At 65.5% G+C, this 23,178-nt stretch carries 19 protein-coding genes; 1 reads left to right on the top strand and 18 read right to left on the bottom strand.

Annotated features, from left to right (window positions below; translation table 11 throughout):
• Positions 1–6 precede the first annotated feature (6 nt).
• Together secA and THIMADRAFT_RS05090 are read right to left on the bottom strand one after the other, a co-directional pair.
• A complete protein-coding gene (gene secA / locus THIMADRAFT_RS05095) occupies positions 7–2,853 on the bottom strand; it encodes a preprotein translocase subunit SecA (protein ID WP_007191909.1) in 2,847 nt (948 codons plus the stop codon).
• Between the two features lie 356 nt (positions 2,854–3,209).
• Positions 3,210–3,845 carry a M23 family metallopeptidase gene (locus THIMADRAFT_RS05090; RefSeq protein ID WP_233490187.1) on the bottom strand — a complete coding sequence of 212 codons (636 nt, stop codon included), beginning with the start codon at positions 3,843–3,845 and terminating at the stop codon, positions 3,210–3,212.
• A gap of 458 nt (positions 3,846–4,303) precedes the next feature.
• Here THIMADRAFT_RS05090 and THIMADRAFT_RS05085 point away from each other — a divergent pair, with 458 nt between their 5' ends.
• Positions 4,304–4,861 carry a DciA family protein gene (locus THIMADRAFT_RS05085; protein ID WP_007191907.1) on the top strand — a complete coding sequence of 186 codons (558 nt, stop codon included), beginning with the start codon at positions 4,304–4,306 and terminating at the stop codon, positions 4,859–4,861.
• On the opposite strand, the gene lpxC is transcribed toward THIMADRAFT_RS05085, so the two are convergent.
• From lpxC to rsmH, 16 genes are all read right to left on the bottom strand, one after another.
• Positions 4,858–5,769 (bottom strand): UDP-3-O-acyl-N-acetylglucosamine deacetylase, encoded by a 912-nt coding sequence (lpxC, locus tag THIMADRAFT_RS05080; RefSeq protein WP_007191906.1) that lies wholly within the window; start codon positions 5,767–5,769, stop codon positions 4,858–4,860. The genes THIMADRAFT_RS05085 and lpxC overlap by 4 nt on opposite strands.
• A 251-nt stretch (positions 5,770–6,020) precedes the next feature.
• Positions 6,021–7,187: a cell division protein FtsZ gene (ftsZ, locus tag THIMADRAFT_RS05075; protein ID WP_007191905.1), complete on the bottom strand. Its 1,167-nt coding sequence runs from the start codon at positions 7,185–7,187 to the stop codon at positions 6,021–6,023.
• A gap of 302 nt (positions 7,188–7,489) precedes the next feature.
• A complete protein-coding gene (gene ftsA / locus THIMADRAFT_RS05070; protein WP_007191904.1) occupies positions 7,490–8,725 on the bottom strand; it encodes a cell division protein FtsA in 1,236 nt (411 codons plus the stop codon).
• A gap of 6 nt (positions 8,726–8,731) precedes the next feature.
• Positions 8,732–9,526 (bottom strand): cell division protein FtsQ/DivIB, encoded by a 795-nt coding sequence (locus THIMADRAFT_RS05065; RefSeq protein WP_007191903.1) that lies wholly within the window; start codon positions 9,524–9,526, stop codon positions 8,732–8,734.
• Positions 9,519–10,454, bottom strand: a complete 936-nt coding sequence (locus tag THIMADRAFT_RS05060; protein WP_007191902.1) for a D-alanine--D-alanine ligase — start codon at positions 10,452–10,454, stop codon at positions 9,519–9,521. Before THIMADRAFT_RS05060 ends, THIMADRAFT_RS05065 begins: the two co-directional genes overlap by 8 nt.
• On the bottom strand, positions 10,451–11,326 hold the full coding sequence (murB, locus tag THIMADRAFT_RS05055) for a UDP-N-acetylmuramate dehydrogenase (protein ID WP_007191901.1): 876 nt from the start codon (positions 11,324–11,326) through the stop codon (positions 10,451–10,453). The genes THIMADRAFT_RS05060 and murB overlap by 4 nt, the downstream gene beginning before the upstream one ends.
• The gene (gene murC, locus THIMADRAFT_RS05050) at positions 11,323–12,753 is read right to left on the bottom strand and encodes a UDP-N-acetylmuramate--L-alanine ligase (RefSeq protein ID WP_007191900.1); all 1,431 of its coding nucleotides are present in this window, start codon (positions 12,751–12,753) and stop codon (positions 11,323–11,325) included. The genes murB and murC overlap by 4 nt, the downstream gene beginning before the upstream one ends.
• Positions 12,750–13,844, bottom strand: coding sequence for an undecaprenyldiphospho-muramoylpentapeptide beta-N-acetylglucosaminyltransferase (murG, locus tag THIMADRAFT_RS05045; protein ID WP_007191899.1), 1,095 nt, complete (start codon positions 13,842–13,844; stop codon positions 12,750–12,752). The genes murC and murG overlap by 4 nt, the downstream gene beginning before the upstream one ends.
• Positions 13,829–15,043, bottom strand: coding sequence for a putative lipid II flippase FtsW (gene ftsW / locus THIMADRAFT_RS05040; RefSeq protein WP_007191898.1), 1,215 nt, complete (start codon positions 15,041–15,043; stop codon positions 13,829–13,831). The genes murG and ftsW overlap by 16 nt, the downstream gene beginning before the upstream one ends.
• Positions 15,040–16,392 carry a UDP-N-acetylmuramoyl-L-alanine--D-glutamate ligase gene (murD, locus tag THIMADRAFT_RS05035; protein WP_007191897.1) on the bottom strand — a complete coding sequence of 451 codons (1,353 nt, stop codon included), beginning with the start codon at positions 16,390–16,392 and terminating at the stop codon, positions 15,040–15,042. Before murD ends, ftsW begins: the two co-directional genes overlap by 4 nt.
• 113 nt (positions 16,393–16,505) lie before the next feature.
• Positions 16,506–17,588, bottom strand: a complete 1,083-nt coding sequence (gene mraY / locus THIMADRAFT_RS05030; RefSeq protein ID WP_007191896.1) for a phospho-N-acetylmuramoyl-pentapeptide-transferase — start codon at positions 17,586–17,588, stop codon at positions 16,506–16,508.
• Entirely contained in the window at positions 17,589–18,959 is a 1,371-nt protein-coding gene (locus THIMADRAFT_RS05025) for a UDP-N-acetylmuramoyl-tripeptide--D-alanyl-D-alanine ligase (RefSeq protein WP_007191895.1), read from the bottom strand.
• The gene (locus tag THIMADRAFT_RS05020) at positions 18,959–20,200 is read right to left on the bottom strand and encodes a Mur ligase family protein (protein WP_007191894.1); all 1,242 of its coding nucleotides are present in this window, start codon (positions 20,198–20,200) and stop codon (positions 18,959–18,961) included. The genes THIMADRAFT_RS05025 and THIMADRAFT_RS05020 overlap by 1 nt, the downstream gene beginning before the upstream one ends.
• Complete coding sequence (locus THIMADRAFT_RS05015) at positions 20,197–21,966, bottom strand: peptidoglycan D,D-transpeptidase FtsI family protein (protein ID WP_007191893.1); 1,770 nt, start codon at positions 21,964–21,966, stop codon at positions 20,197–20,199. Before THIMADRAFT_RS05015 ends, THIMADRAFT_RS05020 begins: the two co-directional genes overlap by 4 nt.
• Positions 21,953–22,243 carry a cell division protein FtsL gene (gene ftsL, locus THIMADRAFT_RS05010; protein WP_007191892.1) on the bottom strand — a complete coding sequence of 97 codons (291 nt, stop codon included), beginning with the start codon at positions 22,241–22,243 and terminating at the stop codon, positions 21,953–21,955. The genes THIMADRAFT_RS05015 and ftsL overlap by 14 nt, the downstream gene beginning before the upstream one ends.
• Positions 22,240–23,178 (bottom strand): 16S rRNA (cytosine(1402)-N(4))-methyltransferase RsmH, encoded by a 939-nt coding sequence (gene rsmH, locus THIMADRAFT_RS05005; protein ID WP_040729963.1) that lies wholly within the window; start codon positions 23,176–23,178, stop codon positions 22,240–22,242. The genes ftsL and rsmH overlap by 4 nt, the downstream gene beginning before the upstream one ends.

Raw genomic sequence — 23,178 nt, 5'->3', positions numbered from 1 at the left:
CGTCGCTCAACTCGCCTTGCCGTGGCATTGCTTGTACTTCTTGCCGGAGCCGCAGGGACAGGGCTCGTTGCGTCCGACCTTGCGATCGCCGCGGACGTAGGGTTGAGTTTGCGCGGCGTCGGCGCCTCGGGCACTTGCCCCGTCGCGGCTTTCGGACTCCGCCTCGTCCGCGGACCCGAAACCCTCGAAGCGCTCGTGCTTGAACTCGAACTCGCGCTCCCGCGCCGGCGCTGCCCCGAGCGCCGCAACCGGCTCAGCCGCGGCACCCGGCTGCGTCTGCACCTGGAGCTTGGCGAGGGTGGCCACGACGTCGTGCTTGATGCTGTCGAGCATCGCGGAGAACATCTCGAATGCCTCGCGCTTGTACTCCTGCTTGGGATTCTTCTGGGCGTAGCCGCGCAGATGGATCCCTTGGCGCAGATAGTCCATCGCGGCGAGATGGTCCTTCCAATGGGTGTCCAGGGTCTGGAGCATGACCGCCGTCTCGATCTGGCGCATGGTCGGCGAGCCGACGAGCGTCTCGCGCTCGGCGTAGGCCGAGGTCAGGGTATCGTGGATGCGCGCGCGCAGCGTCTCTTCGTGGAGCGAGTCGTCCTCGTCGAGCCACTTGCGGATCGGCCAGTCGCCGCCGAAATGCTCGGTCAGCGCAACACTCAGTCCCTCCACATCCCATTGCTCTTCGAGACTCTCGGGCGGGACGTAGGTATTGATCAGACGCGTCAGGGCATCGTCGCGCATCGCGGTGACGGTATCGGAGACATCGACGCTGTCCATCAGCTCGCGGCGTTGGCGATAGATGACCTTGCGCTGATCGTTGGCAACGTCGTCGTATTCGAGCAGCTGCTTGCGGATATCGAAGTTGCGGCCCTCGACCTTGCGCTGGGCGTTTTCGATCGCCTTGGTCACCCAGGGGTGCTCGATCGCCTCGCCCTTCTGCATGCCGAGCTTCTGCATCATCTTGCCGACGCGCTCGGAGGCGAAGATGCGCATCAGGTTGTCTTCGAGCGACAGATAGAAGCGCGAGGAGCCCGGATCGCCTTGGCGACCGGAGCGACCGCGCAACTGGTTGTCGATTCGACGGGACTCGTGCCGCTCGGTACCCACCACATGCAGACCGCCGGCGGCCACCACTCGGGCGTGGCGCTCCTTCCAGGCGGCACGAATGGCGTCGCGATCCGCATCGGGACCGGCCTCCTCGAGCTCGGCCTCCAGATTCCCGCCGAGGACGATGTCGGTCCCGCGACCGGCCATGTTGGTCGCGATGGTCACGGCACCGGGGCGGCCGGCCTGGGCGATGATCCCGGCCTCGCGCTCGTGCTGCTTGGCGTTGAGGACCTCGTGCGGGATCTTCTGCTCCACGAGCAGTCTGTCGATCAGCTCCGAGGTCTCGATCGAGGCGGTGCCCACCAGGGCCGGCTGGCCGCGGGCGATACAGTCGCGGATGTCCTCGACGATGGCCTCGTACTTCTCCTCCTGGGTCAGGTAGACGAGGTCGCCCCGATCCTCTCGAACCATGGGCTGATTGGTCGGGATGACGACGACCTCCAGACCGTAGATCTGCTGGAACTCGTAGGCCTCGGTATCCGCCGTACCGGTCATGCCCGAGAGCTTGGGATAGAGGCGGAACAGGTTCTGGAAGGTGATGGAGGCCATCGTCTGGTTTTCGGGCTGGATAGCGACCCCCTCCTTGGCCTCGACCGCCTGATGCAGACCCTCCGACCAGCGTCGGCCCGGCATCGTGCGTCCGGTGAACTCGTCGACGATGACGATCTGACCGTCACGCACGATGTATTCGACGTTCTTTTGGAACAGCGCATGCGCACGCAGCGCCGCGTAGACGTGGTGCATCAAGACGATGTTGGCCGGGTCGTAGAGACCGCCCTCCTCGGCGAGAAGTCCGATCTCGACCAGCATCTGCTCGACGTGCTCGTGGCCTTCTTCGCTCAGATAGACCTGGCGTGCCTTCTCGTCGACCGAATAATCACCGGGACCGAAGTCGGGTTGTCCCTCTTCGTTGGTGATGGGGGCCTGACGCGTGAGGCGCGGAATGATCTTGTCGATCTGCTTATAGAGATCCGTGCTTCCTTCGGAAGGGCCGGAGATGATGAGCGGGGTGCGCGCCTCGTCGATGAGGATGGAGTCGACCTCGTCGACGATCGCGTAGAAGGGGTCGCGCTGCACGCGCTGCTCGGCCACGAAGGCCATGTTGTCGCGCAGGTAATCGAATCCGAACTCGTTGTTGGTGCCGTAGGTGATGTCCGCGGCATAGGTCTCCTTGCGGGAGACCGGGCGCATATGACGGTAACCTTGACCGACCGGCGGCTCATAGCTCAGATCGAAGAGATAGGACGAGGAGTCGGGGCCCGTGCCGCCCGATGAATTGATGACGCCGGTGGACAGACCGAGGAAATGGTAGATCTGCCCCATCCAGGCGGCGTCGCGCCGAGCCAGATAGTCGTTGACGGTGACGACGTGAACGCCCTTTCCCGGGAGCGCGTTGAGATAGGCCGAGAGGGTCGCAACCAGGGTCTTGCCCTCGCCGGTGCGCATCTCGGCGATCTTGCCGTCGTTGAGCACCATGCCGCCGACCATCTGCACGTCGAAGTGACGCAGGCCGAGCGTTCGCTTGGATGCCTCGCGCACAACCGCGAAGGCCTCCGGGATCAGGCTGTCGAGATCGGCCCCGGCGGCAAGACGCTCGCGAAATTCCGTGGTCTTCGCGGCGAGGGCTTGATCGGAGAGTGCCTCGAGCTCGGGCTCGAGGGCGTTGATCCGTGCGACGGACTTGAGCAGTGTCTTGACGAGCCGGTCATTCCGGCTGCCGAAGACCTTCTTGAACAGATGCTTGACCATCGGATACGTTTGAGACCTGTCGGGAAAATTCCGGCATGATACCGGAATTCCACGACAACCGCAGGCCGCATCGGAAGCGCGCCCGGGGTCGGGATCTGCGGCTATTGCCTGCACAAACCGCAGGCAGATCCAAGCACCCCGACCGATTCAGCATGTCCCCGAGCCCCTAAACCGCATTCAGAGCGAGATGCTAAATTTTCGAGTGGGCTCGGCATTTGCTGAATCCACGGCCCTTAGCCGGGACGCGATTTAATATCATATTTTTTATTCTCTTAAACCCCGCCGGCTCCAGCGGCCGTCAAGTCCGCCAGGGCCGATCCCTTCCAAAAAACATCGCATACCGCGCTAAGCGCGGTTTAACCGGGTTGATCCTCGGACGCGCCGGCCAGTACAGGCCTCGGCTGACGGTCGATGTAACGGAAGGGATCGACCGCCTTGCCGTCCTTGAGAACCTCGAAATGGACATGCGGGCCGGTTGCAGTCCCGGAGGATCCGACCGTCGCGATTTTCTGTCCTTGCCGGACCATCTGACCTTCTTTGACCAGGTTGTCCTGGTTGTGGGCATAACGCGTGACCAGCCCGTTGACATGCCGGATGTCGACCGTGCGCCCGTATCCGCCCTTGCGGCCGCTGAAGGTCACGACACCGTCGGCGACCGCTACGATTGCGGTGCCGCGAGGACTTGCGAAGTCGACGCCCTCGTGAAAGAGGCGCTTCTTCTTGATGGGATGCACCCGGAAACCGAATCTCGAGGTGACATAACCGGCTCGGACCGGCCAACCCGAGGGCATCGCCTGCGCAGTGAGATCCTTGTCCATGATGACGTCTTCGATGACCTCGAGCTTGCGCTTGCGATCCTGCACCAGGCTGACCATGCTGCCGAGCTCGCTGGCGATCTCGCGGATCGTAAAGTCTCGTGCCGGGCCGTCCTCGGCACCGCCTCGCGGAGGGGGATTCTCGAAATCGAATTCTTCGGGGTTCAGTCCGGACATCTGAACAAGTCGTTCGCCGAGCGCGTTGAGCCTAAAGAGCTCGGCTTGCATTTCGCCGACGCGGGCGGCGATCGCATCGACGTCGTCGGAGGTGGCGGGATCGGAAGCGGGGGGGGGAAGTGCGGGTGCCGGCGAGGAGCGGGGTACAAGCGCTGCCTGAGCATTGTTGTCGACAACTGTCGTCAAATATTGGTAATGCCCGATCCAGAATCCTAATCCTACACCGGCTACGGTGAACAGAGTAACGGCCAAGAGTGTTATAACGGCCTGTCCGCGATCGGTTTTTCGTCGGTCGAGGTGGTGCATCGTCTTCCCTCTGCTTCTTCTCTAACGGGATGGGCACTGGGCGCAAAGCGTGATTGTCGCCACAATCGTCGCCCAGGTCGATTCGTTTTTCGGCGAGAGCACCCATCGGGATGCCTCTCGGTCAGTCGTTCGTATGTCGAGGATCACCTTCGATGCTGCAGCCGAGATTGGCTCATGTTCGTGAACTGCTTCAATCCAACCCACTGATCCGTAAACATCTCGAGCGCAGAGACCGCGAGCTGGCGTTACTGGGATTGGTGCTGAATCGGCTGCCGGATCCGCTTCGCGCGCATTGCCGCGACGCGACCTTGGCCGAGGGGATCCTGACGCTTGTCCTGGATTCGCCGGCCTGGGTCACCCGCGCACGCTTCCTGATCGAGGATCTGACGCGATCGCTCGAGCGCTATGGCGTCGTCAAGATCGCGACTCGGGTCCGGATCCCCGCGGAGGGCGGCTCGGCGGCGAGGCATCGAGACGGCCCGCCGGTGGAATCGGCGGCATCGCCTAGCGGGAGCAACCGGCTGACCAGCCGGGCAATCGCCCATTTGTTCGCCGCGGCGGACGGGATGCCGGACCCGCTGTTGGCCGAGGTCTTTCGGCGTTTCGCAAACCATCATGCCCCGGCCGCCTCGGCGGCGGTCGGGGATAGAGGCGATGAGCAGCTGGGATCGGTCGACCCAGGAAAGACACTCGCGCCGAAGGCGGACTAAGCCAGTGCCACCGGGTGCGCGTAGCAGATGGGGGATTCGGCGGAATCCTCGAACACGACCTCTTCCCAGGCCTCGACATCGGCCACCAGTGCTCGCAAGAGGTTGTTGTTGAGCGCATGCCCGGACTTGTGTGCCTGGAAGGATCCGATCAGGGTGTGACCCAAAAGATAGAGGTCGCCGATCGCATCCAGGATCTTGTGCTTCACGAACTCGTCTTCGTAGCGCAGGCCTTCGTCGTTGAGGACGCGGTATTCGTCCACGACAACCGCGTTGTCCAGACTGCCGCCCAGGGCCAGATTCTGGGCCCGCAGGGCCTCGATCTCGCGCAGGAAACCGAAGGTTCGCGCTCGGCTCACCTCCTTCACGAACGAGGACGTGGAGAAATCCACGATCGCCCGGTTGGCGCGCGCATGGAATGCCGGATGGTCGAAGTCGATCGAGAATTCGACCTTGAATCCGTTGTACGGCGAAAAGCGAGCGTACTTGTCTCCGTCGCGCACCTCGATCGGTCGCTTGATTCGGATAAATCGCTTGGCGCGATGCTGCTCCTCCATCCCGGCCGACTGAACCAGGAACACGAAGGGCCCGGCGCTGCCGTCCATGATCGGTACCTCGGCGGCACCGACGTCCACGTAGGCGTTGTCGATCCCCAGCCCGGCGAAGGCCGACAGGATGTGCTCGACCGTCGAGACGCGGACATCGCCCTTGACCAGCGTGGTGGACAGCCGAGTATCGCCGACATTGAAGGGAGTCGCCTTGATCTCGACAGGCGTATCCAGGTCGACCCGGCGGAAGATGATGCCCGTATCGGGAGCCGCCGGCCGCAAGGTCAAAGGGATCTTCTCGCCGGTATGCAGACCGACACCGGTCGCCCGGATCACATTCTTCAAGGTACGCTGCTTGAGCATCGGTCGAGGTCTCCCATCGCAAGCCGTGGCGGCTGTCGGCATCCGGTGCCGGCTGTTCGACGACCGAGCGTGGTCCGGCGAATCCATGCCGGGACCACGATCGTTCTCCGTTCGTCATGTTGTTTTGCGGCTCGCATGCGAGCCACCTGCCGACAAGCTTAGGGTTTTCCCCGACGTTTATCAAGATCAACAACGAACCTTTTTGAAGGCGACTGTTTTAGAAGAACTATTCGATACAGGGAAACCCCTGATCAATCCGCCTGCCGACGCAGGAAAGCCGGGATATCGAGATAGTCGAGATCGCTCTCCACGACCGCCTCGGCCACCGCCGCAGCACCGCCGCGGCGGTAAATGGCGGGGCGACCCAGGTCGTTGTAGTTTGGCGCGCTCTCGTTGTTGCCGCCGCTGACCAGGTGCATTGCAGCAGCCTCTTGGGCACCTTGCCGCTTGAGCGTAACGCGGCGCTCGCCCAATCCGGTCGCCACGACAGTGACCCGCAGCTCGTCGTCCAGCGCCGGATCGATGACGGTACCGACCACAACGGTCGCATCGTCGTCTGCGAAATCACGCACCGTGTTGCCGACCTCGTCGAACTCGCCGATCGTCAGACTCAGTCCGGCGGTAATATTGACCAGGATGCCCTTCGCACCCGCAAGGTCGATGTCCTCGAGGAGCGGGCTGCGGATGGCTGCCTCTGCGGCCTCGCGGGCACGATGCTCGCCGCGTGCAGCGCCCGTTCCCATCATGGCAACACCCATCTCGGACATCACGGTCTTGACGTCGGCGAAGTCGACGTTGATCAAGCCCGGACGGGTGATCAGCTCGGCGATGCCCTGGGTCGCATGCAACAGCACGTCGTTGGCGGCGCTGAATGCCCCGAGCAGGCTCATGTCCTTGCCGAGAACCGCCAAGAGCTTTTCGTTGGGGATCGTAATCAAAGAGTCGACGTGCTTGGCCAGCTCCGCAATGCCTTCCTCGGCGATGCGGCGACGTTTGGTCCCTTCGAACGGGAACGGTTTGGTCACGACGGCGACCGTCAGGATGCCGAGCTCCTTTGCCACCTGGGCCACGACCGGCGCCGCGCCCGTGCCGGTGCCCCCGCCCATGCCGGCGGTGATGAAGACCATATCCGCGCCGTCGAGGGCCTCTTGGATCCGATCGCGATCCTCCATCGCGGAGTTCCGCCCGACCTCGGGGTCGGCGCCGGCGCCCAAGCCTTTGGTGATCCCGGCACCGAGCTGAAGTATGGTCTTCACCTGCGAGCTCTTCAGCGCCTGCGCATCGGTGTTGGCGCAGATGAAGTCCACCCCTTCGATGGTCGCGGCGACCATGTGGTTCACCGCGTTTCCGCCGCCGCCGCCGACCCCGACAACCTTGATGACAGCGTTCTGACTGTGGGTATCCATGAGCTCAAACATGCTGTTGTCTCCTCTCGAATTCGTTTGTTGCACGACCTATGAACCTCGTACGTGCGCGCTTCGGCGCGCACGCCCCCCCGACACCGCCACGACACGACATGTGTCGCAGCCTCGGACCGCAGGCCGCGGCCCCCCGACCAATGGGGTTTGACGAAACACCCCATTCCATTCCCGCTTTCAACGGAGTCAAAGCCCCGCCGAAAATACCCGACCGACCAAACGAGGTCGGCCGGGAGACACACGCGGTGGATCAAACACCGCACGCCGTACGCAGACCACCGGTCGCACCGGCGGCAATACGGCTAAAAATTGCCCTGGAACCAACTGCGCATCCGCGACCAAGCGCCCCGCAGTCCGACGGAATCCCCGATCTCGGGACGCCGCGAGAAGCGATGCTGACGCGCGTACATCAGCAGGCCGACGCCGGTCGAATAGATCGGATTGTTCACCACCTCGTCCATCCCGATCACGTACTGCGGAACTCCGAGCCGTACAGGCATGTGGAAGACCTCCTCGGCCAGCTCGATCAGACCGTCCATCTTCGAGCTGCCGCCGGTCAACACCACGCCGCCCGCGACCAGATCCTCGAAACCGCTGCGGCGCAGCTCGTTGTGGAGCAGGGTCAGGAGCTCCTCGTAACGCGGCTCGACGACCTCGGCCAAGGTTTGGCGCGAGAGACGCCGCGGCGGGCGATCGCCGATGCTCGGCACCTCGATGGACTCGCTGTTGGCCGCCAGCTGCGCCAGCGCACAGGCATGCTTGACCTTGATCAGCTCGGCATGCTGTGTCGGCGTGCGCAACGCGACGGCAATGTCGTTCGTCACCTGATCGCCGGCGATGGGGATCACCGCGGTGTGGCGAATCGCCCCGTCGGTGAAGACGGCGAGATCCGTCGTGCCGCCGCCGATGTCGACGACACAGACGCCGAGCTCCTTCTCGTCGTCGCCGAGCACCGAATAGCTCGAGCTGAGCTGCGCGAGCACCAGGTCGTCGACCTCGAGCCCGCAGCGCCGAATGCACTTGATGATGTTCTGGGCGGCACTCACCGCACCCGTGACCATGTGCACGCGGGCCTCGAGGCGCACGCCGCACATCCCGATCGGCTCGCGGATGCCCTCCTGGTCGTCGATGATGAATTCCTGCGGCAGGATGTGCAGGATCTTCTGGTCGGCCGGGATCGCCACGGCGCGCGCCGCATCGATGACCCGATCGACATCGGCTTGGGTGACCTCCACCTCCTTGATCGCGGTGATGCCGTGCGAGTTGAGACTGCGCACATGGCTGCCGGCGATCCCGGCGTGGACCGAGTGGATCTCGCAGCCGGCCATCAGCTCGGCCTCTTCGACCGCGCGCTGAATCGACTGGACAGTCGACTCGATGTCGACGACCACGCCCTTCTTCAGACCCCGCGAAGGGTGTGTGCCGATTCCGATGATCTCGATCTGGTTGTCGTCCTTGAGCTCGCCGACCAAGGCGGCCACCTTCGAGGTCCCGATATCCAGGCCCACCAATAGATTCTTGTCGTTACGTCTCGACATCCGGTCTCATCCTCGTTTGCCGGATCGCTTCGAGCGATCCGTTGTCGCGCGAGCCTGAGGCTCGGCGTTCGCTGCCCATTTCACGGCGAAACCGTTGCTGTAGCGCAGGTCCACCACCAGCGGCTGGCCGGCCGCCTCCAACTGTGCCGCGCTGGCGATATAGCGCGCAAGCCGTTGATCGACGTGCTCCGTGCCGAGATACAACTCGACGCCCATGACCAGCTCGACCCGCCATGCCCCCCGCGGATCAACCGAGAGCGACTGAATGAGATGGCCGATCAACATGAGATCGTCGCGCCACTGCACATAGCGCTTCACGACCTCGGGCGCACGTCGATCCTCCCCTTCGAGCAGCGGCAGACCCGCCGGGACCGTACCCGTGCCGGGCCGAAAGACGATGCCCTCGGCGGTCACCAAACCGTCACGATTCCAGCGCGCGAGCGGGCGGTGCTCCTCGACCTCGACCTGCAAACGATCCGGCCAGACGCGCCGAACGGTGGCGCGACCGACCCAGGCCAGGTCCTCCGCGGCCTGTCTCAAATCCTGCAGATCCGCCGTCAGGATGCCGCCGCTCAGCCGCTCGCTGATGGTCTCCTGCAACAAGCGTGACGAATGGTGATGCAGCTCGCCCTCCACGGCGATGATCCGCACCGGAAACAGCTGCGGCTCCCAATGACCGAGCAGCCACACACCGCTCGCCATTGCCGAGATCAAGAGGAACCCGACCAGCGCGAGCCAAGTCCCGGAGCGGCGCACACGCACCTCCTCGACCGGGGGGGTGATGCGTGCCGGATCAGCCACGGTCGAGACTCGTCTCCAGGATCCCCAGAACCAAGGTGTCGAAGTCCAGCCCCGCCACCCGCGCCGCCATCGGGACCAGGCTGTGATCGGTCATACCCGGCACCGTGTTGATCTCCAACAGGAATGGCTCCTCGCTCGCGTCGACCATCAGATCGACCCGTCCCCATCCGCTCGCCCCGGTGGCCTCGAAGGCGTCGAGCGCGAGTCGCTGCAGGCGCGACTCCTCCGCTTCGGGCAGACCGCAGGGGCAGTGATAGCGCGTGCTGTCCGCCCGATACTTGGCCTCGAAGTCGTAAAAGGCGTGCGGCGTTTCGAGCCGGATCATCGGGAGCGCCTCGCCCCGGAGAACGGCGCAGGTGTATTCGGCGCCATGAATCCACCGCTCGGCGAGAACCAGCGCATCGTAACCGCGGGCCGCGCGCCAGGCATCGGCGAGTGAAGCCATGTCCTCGACACGCGCCATGCCGATGCTCGATCCCTCGTGAACCGGCTTGATCATGAGCGGAAAGCCGAGCGCCTCGGCGACCGCCAGATCGGCGTCCGTGCGCAGCAACACCGAGGCCGCCGTCGGCAGACCACACCCGGTCCAGGCCAGCTTGCAGCGATACTTGTCCATGCCGAGCGCCGAGCCCAGCACCCCGGAGCCCGTGTAGGGCATCCCGATGGTCTCCAGGGCGCCTTGGATCTGACCGTCTTCGCCGCCGCGCCCGTGCAGGATGATGAAGGCGCGATCGAAGCCGCCCGTTCGCAGATGTTCGAGAACCCGCTCGTCCGGATCCAGCGCATGGGCATCGATGCCCTGACGCAGCAGGGCAGCCAGCACCGCACTGCCGCTCTTGAGGGAGATCTCGCGCTCCGCGGCGCGCCCCCCGAGGAGTACCGCGACCTTGCCGAACCGAGCACGCGCCTGGATTTTCTCTGGTGTCATGGTTGCTCTCCGGCGATGTGTTTGACCTCGGGCACCAGTCTGACGCCGGTGGCGTCCTCGACCCGACGCTGCACCAGGTCGATCAGCTCGCGGATGTCCGCGGCACTGGCGTCGCCCGTGTTGATGATGAAATTGGCGTGCTTCTCGGACACCTGAGCGCCGCCGATTCGATAACCCTTGAGCCCCTCCGACTCGATCAGGCGCGCGGCATGATCGCCCGGAGGATTGCGGAACACCGATCCGCAGCTCGGAAGCCCCACGGGTTGAGTCTGCGCACGCCGATCGAGCAGCTCGCGGATCCGCGCCATCCCTGCCTTGCCGTCGCCGGGGGCAAGCTCGAGCGCGACGTCCAGGAACCACTCGCCGGGCGGTCCGAGGACCTCGCGGTAACCGATGGAGAAATCCCCCGGCACACGCTCGCGAATCCGACCGACGCGATCGATGGTCCGCACCGAGACCACATGGGCCCAGGTCTCGCCGCCCCAGGCGCCGGCATTCATGGCCAGCGCGCCCCCCATGGTCCCGGGGATACCGGCGAGGAACTCGCACCCGACCAGATCGTGCCGCGATGCGAACCGGGCCACCTTGGCACAGGAGACGCCGGACTCGGCATAGATTCCGGTCGCACCCCGTCGCTCCAGACGCGTCAGACAGGCCTGGGTCTGGATCACGGTGCCGGGAAAACCGGCGTCGTCCACCAAGAGATTGCTCCCGAGCCCGAGCCACAAGAGCGGCTCCCCGGGGTCGAGCCGCTCGAGGAAGGCGGCCAGATCCTCCGCATCCGTCGGTCGATAAAAGCGGCGCGCGGGCCCGCCGACCCGCCAACTGGTGTGGCGTGAGAGCGGTTCGCGCTCGCGCAGCTCGCCCATCATGACCCCGACCGGACCATCAAGCTCGGCAGACGCGCCGCCAGGCCGCCGATGTCGCCGGCACCCATCATCAGCACCATGTCGCCGTCGAGCACCAGGTTGTCCAAAAGACCCGGCACCTCGTCGATCCCTTGTGCAAAGACCGGATCCAACTCCCCGCGAGTGCGAATCGCGCGGCTCAAGGCACGCCCGTCGGCACCCGGGATCGGCGCCTCGCCGGCCGGATAGACCTCGCACAAGACGAGCGCGTCGGTGCTGGACAGGACCGCCACGAAGTCCTCGAACAGCTCCTGGGTCCGCGTATACCGATGGGGTTGGAAGACCAAGACCAATCGACGCCCCGGCCATCCGGCGCGTGCCGCCGCCAAGGTGGCCGCGATCTCGCGCGGATGATGCCCGTAGTCGTCGACCAAAAGCAGTCGGCGACCGGATGTGTCGGTCAGCTCGCTGATCATGAAGCGACGTCCGACCCCTTCGAAACGGGACAGTGCGCGCGCGATCGCCTCCTCATCGACACCCAGCTCAAGCGCGACACTGACGGCGGCCAAGGCGTTCAGCACGTTGTGCCGACCGGGCAGGTTCAGATCGATCTCCAACGGGGACTCGAGGTCACGCGCTTCGACGCGAAAACGGGTGCGCATCCCGTCCTGCCGGATGTCGACCGCGCGCACGTCGGCCTCCGGACGCGTACCGTATGTACGCACGGGACGCGGCACCGTCTCGATCAGGGCGCGGATCTCGTCGTCGTCGATACAGAGCACCGCGAGCCCGTAGAAAGGCAGATGATGCAGGAACTCCATGAAGGTGCTGCGCAGCCGATTGAAGTCGTTGCCGTAGGTGCGCATGTGATCGGCATCGATATTGGTGACGATCGAGATCATGGGCTGCAGATAGAGGAAGGAGGCATCGCTCTCGTCAGCCTCGGCAACCAGATACTTGGTCGTCCCCAGCTTGGCATTGGCGCCCGCGCTGTTGAGCCGACCGCCGATCACGAAGGTCGGGTCGAGCCCGCCCTCGGCGAGGATGCTCGCGACCAGGCTGGTGGTCGTGGTTTTCCCGTGCGTGCCGGCCACGGCGACGCCGTAGTAGAAGCGCATCAGCTCGGCGAGCATCTCGGCACGACGCACGATCGGGATCCGTCCGGCTCGTGCCCCTTGGATCTCCGGATTGGTCTCGTCGATCGCGCTCGACACCACGACGGCATCCGCATCCGCGACCTGCTCGGCCCGATGACCGACGAAGATCTCGACGCCCAGCCCTTCGAGACGACGCGTCGCATCACTCTCGCGCAGATCCGACCCCGCGACCTCGTAGCCCAGATTGGCCATCAGCTCGGCGATGCCGCTCATCCCGGAGCCGCCGATCCCCACGAAGTGGAGTCGGCGAACCCGACCCATCCGGGCGGCGGTATGTTGCAGATGTGCGCTCATTGACCGGCAACCTCTAAGCAAGCAGCCGCGATTCGTCCGGCGGCATCCGGCTGCGCGCGCTCGCGGGCCGCATCGGCCATCGCCGACAGCCTCTCGCGATCGCCCAGCAATTCATGGAGCAACGCGGTCAAACCGGGAACGGTCAGATCGCGCTGAATAACGAGTCGCGCCGCGCCGACATCGGCCAGATAACGTGCGTTGCCCACCTGATGGTCATCGACCGCAAATGGATAAGGCACCAACACCGAGGCGACGCCGGCTGCGGCCAGCTCCGAGACCGTGAGCGCGCCGGCCCGGCAGACGACCAGATCGGCCCAACCGTAGGCCTCGGCCATATCCTTGATGAAGGGGACGACCTCCGCCTCGACGCCGACCGCCCGATAGCCTGCGCGCGCCGTGTCGAGCGTGCGCTCGCCGGCCTGATGGCGCACGCTCGGACGCAGCTCCGCCGGCAGTCCGGCCAGCGCGGCGGGGACCATCTCGTTGAGGACCTGAGCCCCGAGCGAGCCGCCCAGGATCAACAGCCGAGCCGGCTCCGCCGTTCCTTCCGTGCGCCTCTGCGCCAGACGCTCGCGCGGCGGCGGCAGATCGACGATCGCGCGGCGCACCGGATTGCCGCAGGCTTGCGCACCACGCGCACCCGGGAAGCTCCCGGGAAAGGCCTCGAACACCCGCACGGCGATCCGCGCCAACCACTGATTGGTCATCCCGGGCACGAAGTTCTGCTCGTGGATCACCAGCGGAAGACCCAACAACCTAGCGGCCAGACCACCGGGGCCGGAGGCGAATCCGCCCATCCCCAGCACCACCGAGGGACGACGCCGGCGCAGGATCCGTGCGGCCTGCCAGAGCGCAACCGCGATCTTGAAGGGGCCGCCGAGGATCTGAGCGATCCCCTTGCCGCGCAGACCTTCGATGCGGATCCACTCCATCTCCAAGCCGTGCTCGGGCACCAGACGCGACTCCATCCCGCGGCGCGTGCCGATCCAGAAGACACCCACGCCCTGCTCGCGCAGACGCTCGGCGACCGCAAGTGCGGGAAAGACATGCCCGCCGGTGCCCCCGGCCATGACGGCTACGCTCTTGCCCATGGCAGCCCCCGCGTGGATCCCTTCTCGGCCTCGACGCGACGCACCGCCACATCGATCCGCAGCAGGATCGCGATCGCCATACAGGCCGCGATCAGACTGTTGCTCCCGTAGCTCATGAAGGGCAGCGTCAAGCCCTTGGTCGGCAGCATTCCGACATTCACGCCGATATTCACGAAGGCCTGCAGACCGAGACCGAGGCCGATCCCCTGGGCCACATAGCCGGAAAAACGTTCGCCGACGGCCTCGGCGCGCGCGCCGATCGAGAAGGCCCGCCAGGTCAGGAAGGCGAAGGCCGCGATCAGCACCAGCATCCCGACCAGACCGAGCTCCTCGCCCACGACAGAGGCGATAAAGTCCGTATGCGCCTCGGGCAGAAAGAACTGCTTCTGGATCCCGTTGCCCAGCCCCACGCCGAGCCATTCACCACGACCGAACGCGATCAAGGCCTGACTCAGCTGATAGCCGGTATTGAAAGGGTCCTGAAAGGGATCGAGAAACGATGTCACACGCTGCAATCGATAGGGCGAGGTGATGACCAGAACCAAGAGTCCGACGGCGACGACCAGGAACAAGACCACGAAGGGCATGAGGCTGACCCCGCCCAGAAAGAGCAGGCCCATGACGGTCGCCAGCATGACCGCCGTCGTTCCGAAGTCCGGCTGTTGCAGGATCAGCGCACCGGCGATGCCGATCAAAATCATGGGCCGGATGAATCCCGAGATCCGGTTGACGACGTCGTCGGCATGGCGCACCAGGTATCCGGAGACGTAGACGATCGCGAACAGCTTCACCAGCTCGGAGGGCTGAAGATTGAGCGGTCCGAGCGGGATCCAGCGCGTCGCGCCGTTCACCTCGCGACCCACACCCGGCACCAACACCAAGACGAGCAACAGGATACCGAGCAGGAAAAGCCAAACCCCGCCGCGCTCCCACCACTCGACCCGCACACTGTAGGCCAGGACCGCCGCGGTCAACGCGAGCCCGAGCGCCAAGCCGTGGCGCGTGACGTAATAGAAGGGATCGTCGCAGCACTTGACCGCGATCGACATCGATGAGGAGGCGACCATCACAAAGCCGAATGCCACCAACCCCAATGCACACAGCAGCAGAGGGTAGTCCACCCCGGCGACCGAGCGCGCACGCCTGCGTTGCGCGCTGCGCGCCGGATTTCCACGCACCTGGCGGGCGGCAACCGTCATGTTCCGAGCCCCCGCACCGCCTCGGCGAAGACCCGGCCGCGATGCTCGTAACTGTCGAACATGTCGAAACTCGCGCAGGCCGGGGAGAGCAGAACCGTATCGCCGGGCCGGGCGATCTCCGCAGCCCGGACGACCGCATCCTGCATGCTCGCGGCCTCCACCAGAGGAACCTCGCCATCCAGCGCCCGCGCGATCATCCCGGCGTCGCGTCCGATCAGAACGACGGCGCGCGCCGAGCGCCGGACCGCCGAGCGCAGCGGCGCGAAGTCGGCACCTTTGCCCTCCCCGCCCGCGATCAGGACGACACGGCCGGTGCTTCCGAGCGGCATCAAGCCTTCGAGTGCGGCCACGGTCGCGCCCGGATTCGTCCCCTTCGAATCGTCGTACCAGCACACGCCGTCGCGCTCGGCGACGAGCTCGCTGCGGTGGGGCAGGCCCGAGAAGCGCCGCAGAACCGCACACGACTGTTCCATCGGAAGGCCGCATCCGCACGCCAGCGCCAAGGCCGCAAGGGCGTTCGCCAGATTGTGCAGACCCGCGATGCGGACCTCGGAGGCCAACATCAGCGGCTGCGTCCCGCGGCAGATCCAACGCACCCCGTCGTGGACACGCACGCCGAAGTCACTGCCCGTCGGCTCGCCGAGGGTGAATCCGATCTCGAGCGCGGCCTCCCGCGGCATGGCGACGACGATCGGATCGTCGCGATTCACGACGGCGACCCGCGCCCCCCGGTAGATGCGTGCCTTGGTCCGCGCATAGGTGTCCAGATCGGGATACCGATCCATGTGGTCGGCCGAGACATTCAGCACGACCGCCACATCGGCGTGTAGATTGAAGGTGGACTCCAGCTGGAAGCTCGAAAGCTCCAAGACATAACGCTCGATCGAGACGTCGAGCAGCTCCAATGCGGGCTCGCCCAAATTTCCGCCGACCGCCACGCGCCGCCCGGCGGCCTCAGCCATTTGCCCGACCAGGGTCGTGACCGTGCTTTTGCCGTTCGATCCGGTGATGGCGCAGATCGGCGCCTGCGCGGCACGTGCGAAGAGCTCGATGTCGCCGATGACCTCGACCCCGCGCGCCGCCGCGGCCTGCACCAGGGGCTCGGAGACGGGAACACCGGGGCTGACGACCAGTCGCGCGGCGGTCTCAAAGACTTCGGGCTCGAAGCCGCCGACGTAGACCGCGACCTCCGGCAGCGCCTCGCGCAACTGCTGCAAGCCGGGCGGATTCTCGCGCGAGTCGGCCACGACCGTCGCGATGCCCTGCGAGCGCAAATAACGGGCACAGGAGAGCCCTGTCTTGCCGAGACCGACCACCAGGGTCTTCGCGGTAGCGGACAGCAGACTCATCGGACCTGCTCGGAAGACATACGCGGACCCGTGCCGCGTTTGTCCGTTTCGATTGCTTTCATTCCCCCCCCCGTCGAATCAAAGCCTACACGAACCCAAGGCTGTCGCTGCGCTTACCGGATCTTCAGACTCGCCAATCCGACCAGCACCAGGACCACCGTCACGATCCAGAAGCGGACGATGACGCGCGGCTCGGGCCAACCTTTGAGCTCGAAGTGATGATGGATCGGGGCCATTCGGAAGATGCGTTTGCCGGTCAGCTTGAAGGACATCACCTGCATCATCACCGAGATGGTCTCGACGACGAAGACGCCGCCCATCACGAAAAGCACCAACTCCTGGCGCGCCGCCACCGCAACCACACCGAGCGCGGCCCCCAGGGCCAAAGCGCCGACGTCGCCCATAAAGACCTGCGCCGGATAGGCGTTGAACCAGAGAAACCCCAAACCCGCGCCGACCAGGGCGCCGCAGAAGACGACCAGCTCGCCGACCTCCGGGATGTGCGGGATCAGGAGATAGCCGGAGATCGGCCCATGGCTCGCGGCATAGACGAAGACCGCCAATGCACCGGCAACCAAGACCGTCGGCATGACGGCGAGGCCGTCCAGTCCATCGGTCAGGTTGACCGCGTTGCTGGCCCCGACGATCACGAAATAGGTCAGCAGAATGAACCAAGGCCCGAGTTGAATCGAGACGTCCTTCAGATAGGGAATCAGCAGCGCCGTTTCCGCCGGCGAGCCTGCCGTCACATAGAGCGCGATCGCCGCGGAAAAGCCCGCGACCGTCTGCCAGAGATACTTCCAGCGCGCCGCCAGTCCGCGCGGATTGCGAAGCACCAGTTTCTTGTAGTCGTCCACCAGACCGACAAGGCCGAACGCAAGCGTGGTCAGGAGCACGATCCAGACATAGCGGTTGTCCAGATCCGCCCACAAGAGCGTGCTGATCGCGACCGCGACGAGGATGAGGGCACCGCCCATCGTCGGCGTACCGGCCTTGGATAGATGACTCTGCGGGCCGTCGTCGCGCACCATCTGGCCGACCTTGTAGGCGCGCAGACGGGTGATCATCGGCCGGCCGACAAGCAAAGCGATCGCGAGCGCCGTGAGCACGCCCATGATGGCGCGCACGGTCAGATACCGGAAGACATTGAATCCGGTCTGAAATTGCGACAACCATTCGGCAAGGTAAAGCAACACCTAACTCTCTCCTTCGGCGCACAGCGCCTCGACGACCTGCTCCATCCGAGCGGAGCGCGAACCCTTGACCAGGAGACGGTCGCCGGCAGACAGCTCGCTTCTCAGCGCGCGCACGAGATCCCCTTGGTCGGCAAAATGGCGTGCGCAGTCGCCGAAGGCGGACGTCGCCGACTCGCTCAGGATGCCCACACTGAAAAGACGCTCGATCCCGGCCTCGCGCGCGATCTCGCCGACCTCGCGGTGCAACGCGTCGGCCTCCGAACCCAGCTCGGCGAGGTCGCCCAGGATCAGCCAGCGCCGGCCCGACAGGCCCGCCAAGACCTGAATCGCTGCAGCGATCGAATCCGGGTTGGCGTTGTAGGTGTCGTCGATGACGCCCACCCCGCCACACCGACGGGGACAGAGACGACCCTTCACCGGCATCAGCGTCGCGAGACCGGCCTGAATCGCACCCGGCTCGATCCCGAGCGCCAACGCCGTCGCGGCAGCGGCCAACGCGTTTCGGGCGTTGTGCTCGCCGGCCAGACGCAGCGCGATCGGGATCGCCCTGCCTTCGTGGTGTGCGACGACATGTGTGCTGAAACCCGTCTCGGTCCACTCGCCCCGGATCGCCGACCGATCCGCCCGCAGATCGGCCGGGAAACCCTCCGACCCCTCCAGACCGAAGGTCAGGGTACGTCGACCGGCGGCCAAGGCGTTCCAAAGACCCGCATAGGGCGAGTCGCCGGCGAAGACGAAGACCCCGTCGGCCGGCAGGCCGCGGGCGATCTCGCCTTTGGCATGGGCAACGCCGTCGACGCTGCCGAAGCCTTCCAGGTGAGCGCGGCCGGCATTGGTGATCAGAGCAACATCCGGGCGAGCGATGTCGGTCATGTAGCCGATCTCGCCATGGTGGTTGGCCCCCATTTCCAGGACGAGAAAGTCTTCGTCCCGCGCGCTCAAGAGGGTCAAGGGCATCCCGATATCGTTGTTCAGATTGCCGCGGGTCGCCCGAACACGGCCCGCCTGCTCGAGGATAGCGGCGAGCATCTCCTTGACCGTGGTCTTGCCGTTGCTCCCCGTGATGGCGGCGACCCGCCCCGGGAAGACGTCGCGCCAAGCCGCGGCGAGCGCACCGAGTCCGGCACGGGTGTCCTCGACGATCCACTGCGGAAGATCCACCGGGAGCGGGTGATCGACCATCGCGGCGACCGCACCCGCGGCGCGGGCGGCGGCGACGTGGTCATGCCCGTCGAAACGCTCGCCGCGCAGCGCGACAAAGAGCTGGCCGGCGCAATCGACACGGCTGTCGGTGCCGACCGAGACGAAGGTGCAATCTTCGCCTTCGAGGGATCCACCGGCGCGGGCGACGGCTTCGGAGAGAGACCACATCAGTGACGACCCTCCTTCCATTCACGCAATGCCTCGACGACTTGGGCGCGATCGCTGAAGCGCACCTTGAGCTCACCCATCTCTTGGATCGTCTCGTGACCCTTACCGGCGATGAGAACGGCATCGCCGATCCCGGCCAGGGCGATCGCGGTGCGGATCGCAAGACCGCGCTGGCGTCGCACCCGCACAGGGCTGGGGTCGACGAGGCCGGCGAGGATATTCGCGATGATCGTATCGCCACACTCCCCGCGCGGGTTGTCGTCGGCGAGGATCAACACATCGCTCTGGCGCTCGGCAATGGCCCCCATGACGGGGCGCATCCCGGGATCGCGCTCGCCCGCACATCCGAAGACCGTGAAGATGCGTCGCGGACCGTGCCGGCGCAGACTCACGAGCGCCGTCTCGAGTGCGCCCGGTGTCCGGGCCTCGTCGACCACGACGAGCGGCGTCTGCTCGCCGCCGAAGCATTCCATGCGGCCGGGCACACCCTGGATACGGCTCGACTCGCGCACGGCCCGCTCGAGCGGGACGCCGCGCGCAAGCTGCGTGGCCAGGACGGCCACAAGGTTGGTCGCGTTAAAGGCGCCGATCAGGCCGACAACGAGATCCGCCTCGGTCACGGCGTCGCGTGTCTCGCAGGCCACACGCAACCGCAACCCTCTCGGCATCGGCACGATCTCGCGGGCCTGAAGTCGGATATCGCATGCGCGAAGAACCTCGTCGCCGGGCGGCGCGCTCGGGTCCGCCACGAAACCCGCCACGGCGACCCCCGCGGGCAGCGCCTTCAGGATCGTTGTCGAAAAAGGATCGCTCAGATTCAGGATGGCCCACCTCAGATCCGGAGACCCGAAGAGACGCAGGAGCGCCTCGGCGCGATCCGACGACGTGCCCGTCTCGCTCGGGTCGCCCCCGTCGATGCCGGTGAAAAGCGCATGCGTGAAGCGAACGTCCTGCGCTCCGGAGTGCGCGAGCGCATCGAAGGAGAGCTCGACCGCAACGGCCCGGGCACCGCGTAGACGCAGCCCCTCGAGCACCGCCTGCAGGCCGCGAGCAAACAAGTCGCGTGTCGTCTTGAGGTCGCCGGGAAACCCATACCCGACGGTCGCGACGAGGCCACACGGCATCTCCACGGCCAAAACCTGCGCAAGCACGTGGGCGATGCTGGTCTTTCCCCGAGCCCCGGCGATGCCGAAGGTCTCCGAACACAGGTTCGGCGTGCTCGCGACACGATCCACCATCATGGCTCGACCTCGCGTCGAGCCAGCAGCATCGAGGGTTGCGGATCGTCCGGCGGGACGTTGAACAGCCGCAATGCACCTTCCATCACCTTTTGGAAAACGGGCGCGGCCACGAGTCCGCCGTAGTAGGCCTTACCCTTCGGCTCGTCGATCATGACCGCGATCACCAGGCGCGGCGAGCCCGCAGGCGCGAAGCCGGCAAACACGGCCTGATAGCGCCCGCCGCCGTAGCCGGCGCGTCCTGCCGATTTCTTGGCCGTTCCGGTCTTGCCGGCCACCCGGTATCCGGTGATGGCGGCACGTTTCGCGGTACCTTGCTCGGAAACCACCGTCTCCATCATCGCCCGGACCTTGCGCGCCGTTTCGGCGCTCAGGACACGCGTGTCCTCGCCCGCATCCACACGGGCGACGCCATCCCGCTTCATCAAGGTGACCGGCCGTTTGACGCCGTCGGCGGCGAGCACCCCGTAGGCTTGCGCCAACTGCAACGCCGTCACCGACAAGCCGTAGCCGAAGGCCTGAGTCGCATGCTCGAACACCCGCCAGGTCGAGTGATGCCGCAGCACGCCTCGGCTCTCGCCCGGCACACCGATCTCGGTCGCGTGTCCGAAGCCGAGCTGATCGTAGAGCCCCCAAAGATCGCCGTAGCTCATCATCTGGGCGATCTTCACGACGCCGACGTTGCTCGATTTGGTGATGACGCCGGTGACATCGAGATTGCCGTAGTTGCGCACGTCCTTGACCGTGTTGCGCCCGACCGCCAATGACCCGCCCCGCGTCGCGATCGTCGTCTTCGGCGTGATCAAGCCCCGCTCCAGTGCGGCGGCGACGACGAACGGCTTGATCGTCGAGCCCGGCTCCATGACGTCGGTCACGGCACGATTGCGGCGACGCTCGCTGCTGCCGCCGCGTTGAGCATTCGGGTTGTAGCCCGGCTGGTTGACCATCGCGAGGATCTCGCCGGTTTCGACATCCAAGGCCACCAGCGTGCCCCCGACCGCCTTGTGCTCGGCAACGGCGGCCTTGAGCTCGCGGTAGGCGAGGAACTGGAGGCGTCGGTCGAGACTGAGCGCAAGGTCCTGGCCTTGGCGCGGGGCACGGACCTGCTCGATCTCCTTCACGATCTGCTGTCGACCGTCGCGAATCACGCGGCGCAGCCCCGGCTCGGATTTCAGCCAGGAGTCGTAGGTGAGCTCGATACCCTCTTGGCCCTTGTCGTCGATATCGGTGAATCCGAGGACGTGCCCGAAGACCTCGACGCCCGGGTAAAAGCGGCGATACTCGGTCTCGAAGTCCACGCCGACGAGATCGTGATCGGCGATGACCTGCCGCACCGCGCGCGCCTCCTCGAAGCTGACTCGTCGCTTGAGATAGAGAAACCCGCGTTCGGAGGTCGCGTCGAGCCGTTCCTGCAGCGCCTTCGGCTCGAGCCCGAGCGCGGTGGCCAACGCCGGGATCGCATCGCGTCGCTCGACCAGCTTGCGCGGCTCGCCCCAGACCGTCTCCACCGGGGTGCTCACCGCCAGCGGCTCGCCGTTGCGGTCGGTGATCATGCCTCGACGCGCCGCGATCTCGCCCACACGCAGATAACGGCGCTCGCCTTCGCTGCGCAGATAGTCGGTCTCGACGACCTGACGATAGAAAACCGCGACCGAGAGCACGACAAAGGCGCTCGACAGGACACCGACCAACAGGCGGCGGCGCAGCGCGAGCTTCGGTCTGGCACGTCTCGGCTCGGAACGTCGGACACGGCGATTACGGGTAGACACGGCCGACTCCCTCGATCAATAAAACGTCTTCGAACCTGGGATTAAACATGCCCAGCTGGTCTCTGGCCTTACGCTCGACACGGACATGGGTCGAGAGGGCGGCCTCCTCGAGACGAAGCCGATTCCACTCCACGTCGACGGCGTCTCGCTGGGCACGCAGCTCCTGCAAGTGACTGAAATGGAGCCGGGTCTGGTACTTGGTGTAGACCACGGCGATCGCCGAGAGGGTGACGGCCAAGACCAGCCCGAGCGAAATCCAAAGCGGGCGGGCACTCATGTCAGGCGCTCCGCGACGCGCATGATGGCGCTGCGTGCACGAGGGTTGGACGCGACCTCGGCAGGCGAAGGACGCACCGGTTTACCCAGGATACGCAAGCGTCCGCGTGACTCGTCGGCGGTGACCGGAAGCCCTTTGGGCAGGACGGGGCCGCGAGATTCCATGCGCATAAAACGCTTGACGATACGGTCCTCCAGGGAGTGAAAGCTGATGACGACCAGGCGTCCGGCATGCGCCAAGAGGTCGCAGGATTGGCGCAGACAATCCTGGATCTCGTCGAGCTCGTCGTTGATCCGGATACGCAGCGCCTGGAAGGTCCGCGTTGCGGGGTGCTTGCCGGGCTCGCGCGTCGGCACCGACCGCGCGACCAAGGCAGCGAGCTGGGTGGTCGTGGTCAAGGGGCTCTCGCTGCGCTGCGCAACGATGTTGCGCGCGATGCGTCTGGCGAAACGCTCCTCGCCGAAGTCGAACAAGACTTGAGCGATCTCGGCATCGGTGGCATGGGCGAGCCATTGCGCCGCCGATTCGCCGCGGGTGGGATCCATTCTCAGGTCCAACGGGCCCTCGGCGGAAAAACTGAAACCGCGCTCCGCCGTGTCGAGCTGTGGCGAGGACACGCCGAAATCCAGCAGCAGGCCGCAGAGGTTTCCCTGAACCCCGATGTGCTCGAGCAAACCGGCAATCGAGCCGAAGCGACCGGACACCATCGTGAATCGCCGATCGGCACGTGCAAGCTCGCGCCCCACCGAAGCCGCTTCGGGATCGCGATCGATCGCGATCAATCGCCCGGCCTCGCCGAGACGCGCCAAAACGGCACGGCTGTGCCCGCCACGCCCGAAGGTAGCGTCGACATAGATGCCGTTCGGATCCACGACCAAGGCGTGCACACTCTCCTCCAGCAGCACTGGCAGATGTTGTTGTTCCGTCAAAGGAAT

The organism is Thiocapsa marina 5811, from assembly GCF_000223985.1.
Taxonomy (GTDB): Bacteria; Pseudomonadota; Gammaproteobacteria; order Chromatiales; family Chromatiaceae; genus Thiocapsa; species Thiocapsa marina.
Note: the sequence above shows the minus strand (reverse complement) of the source record. Positions and strands in the feature narration are given on the sequence as shown.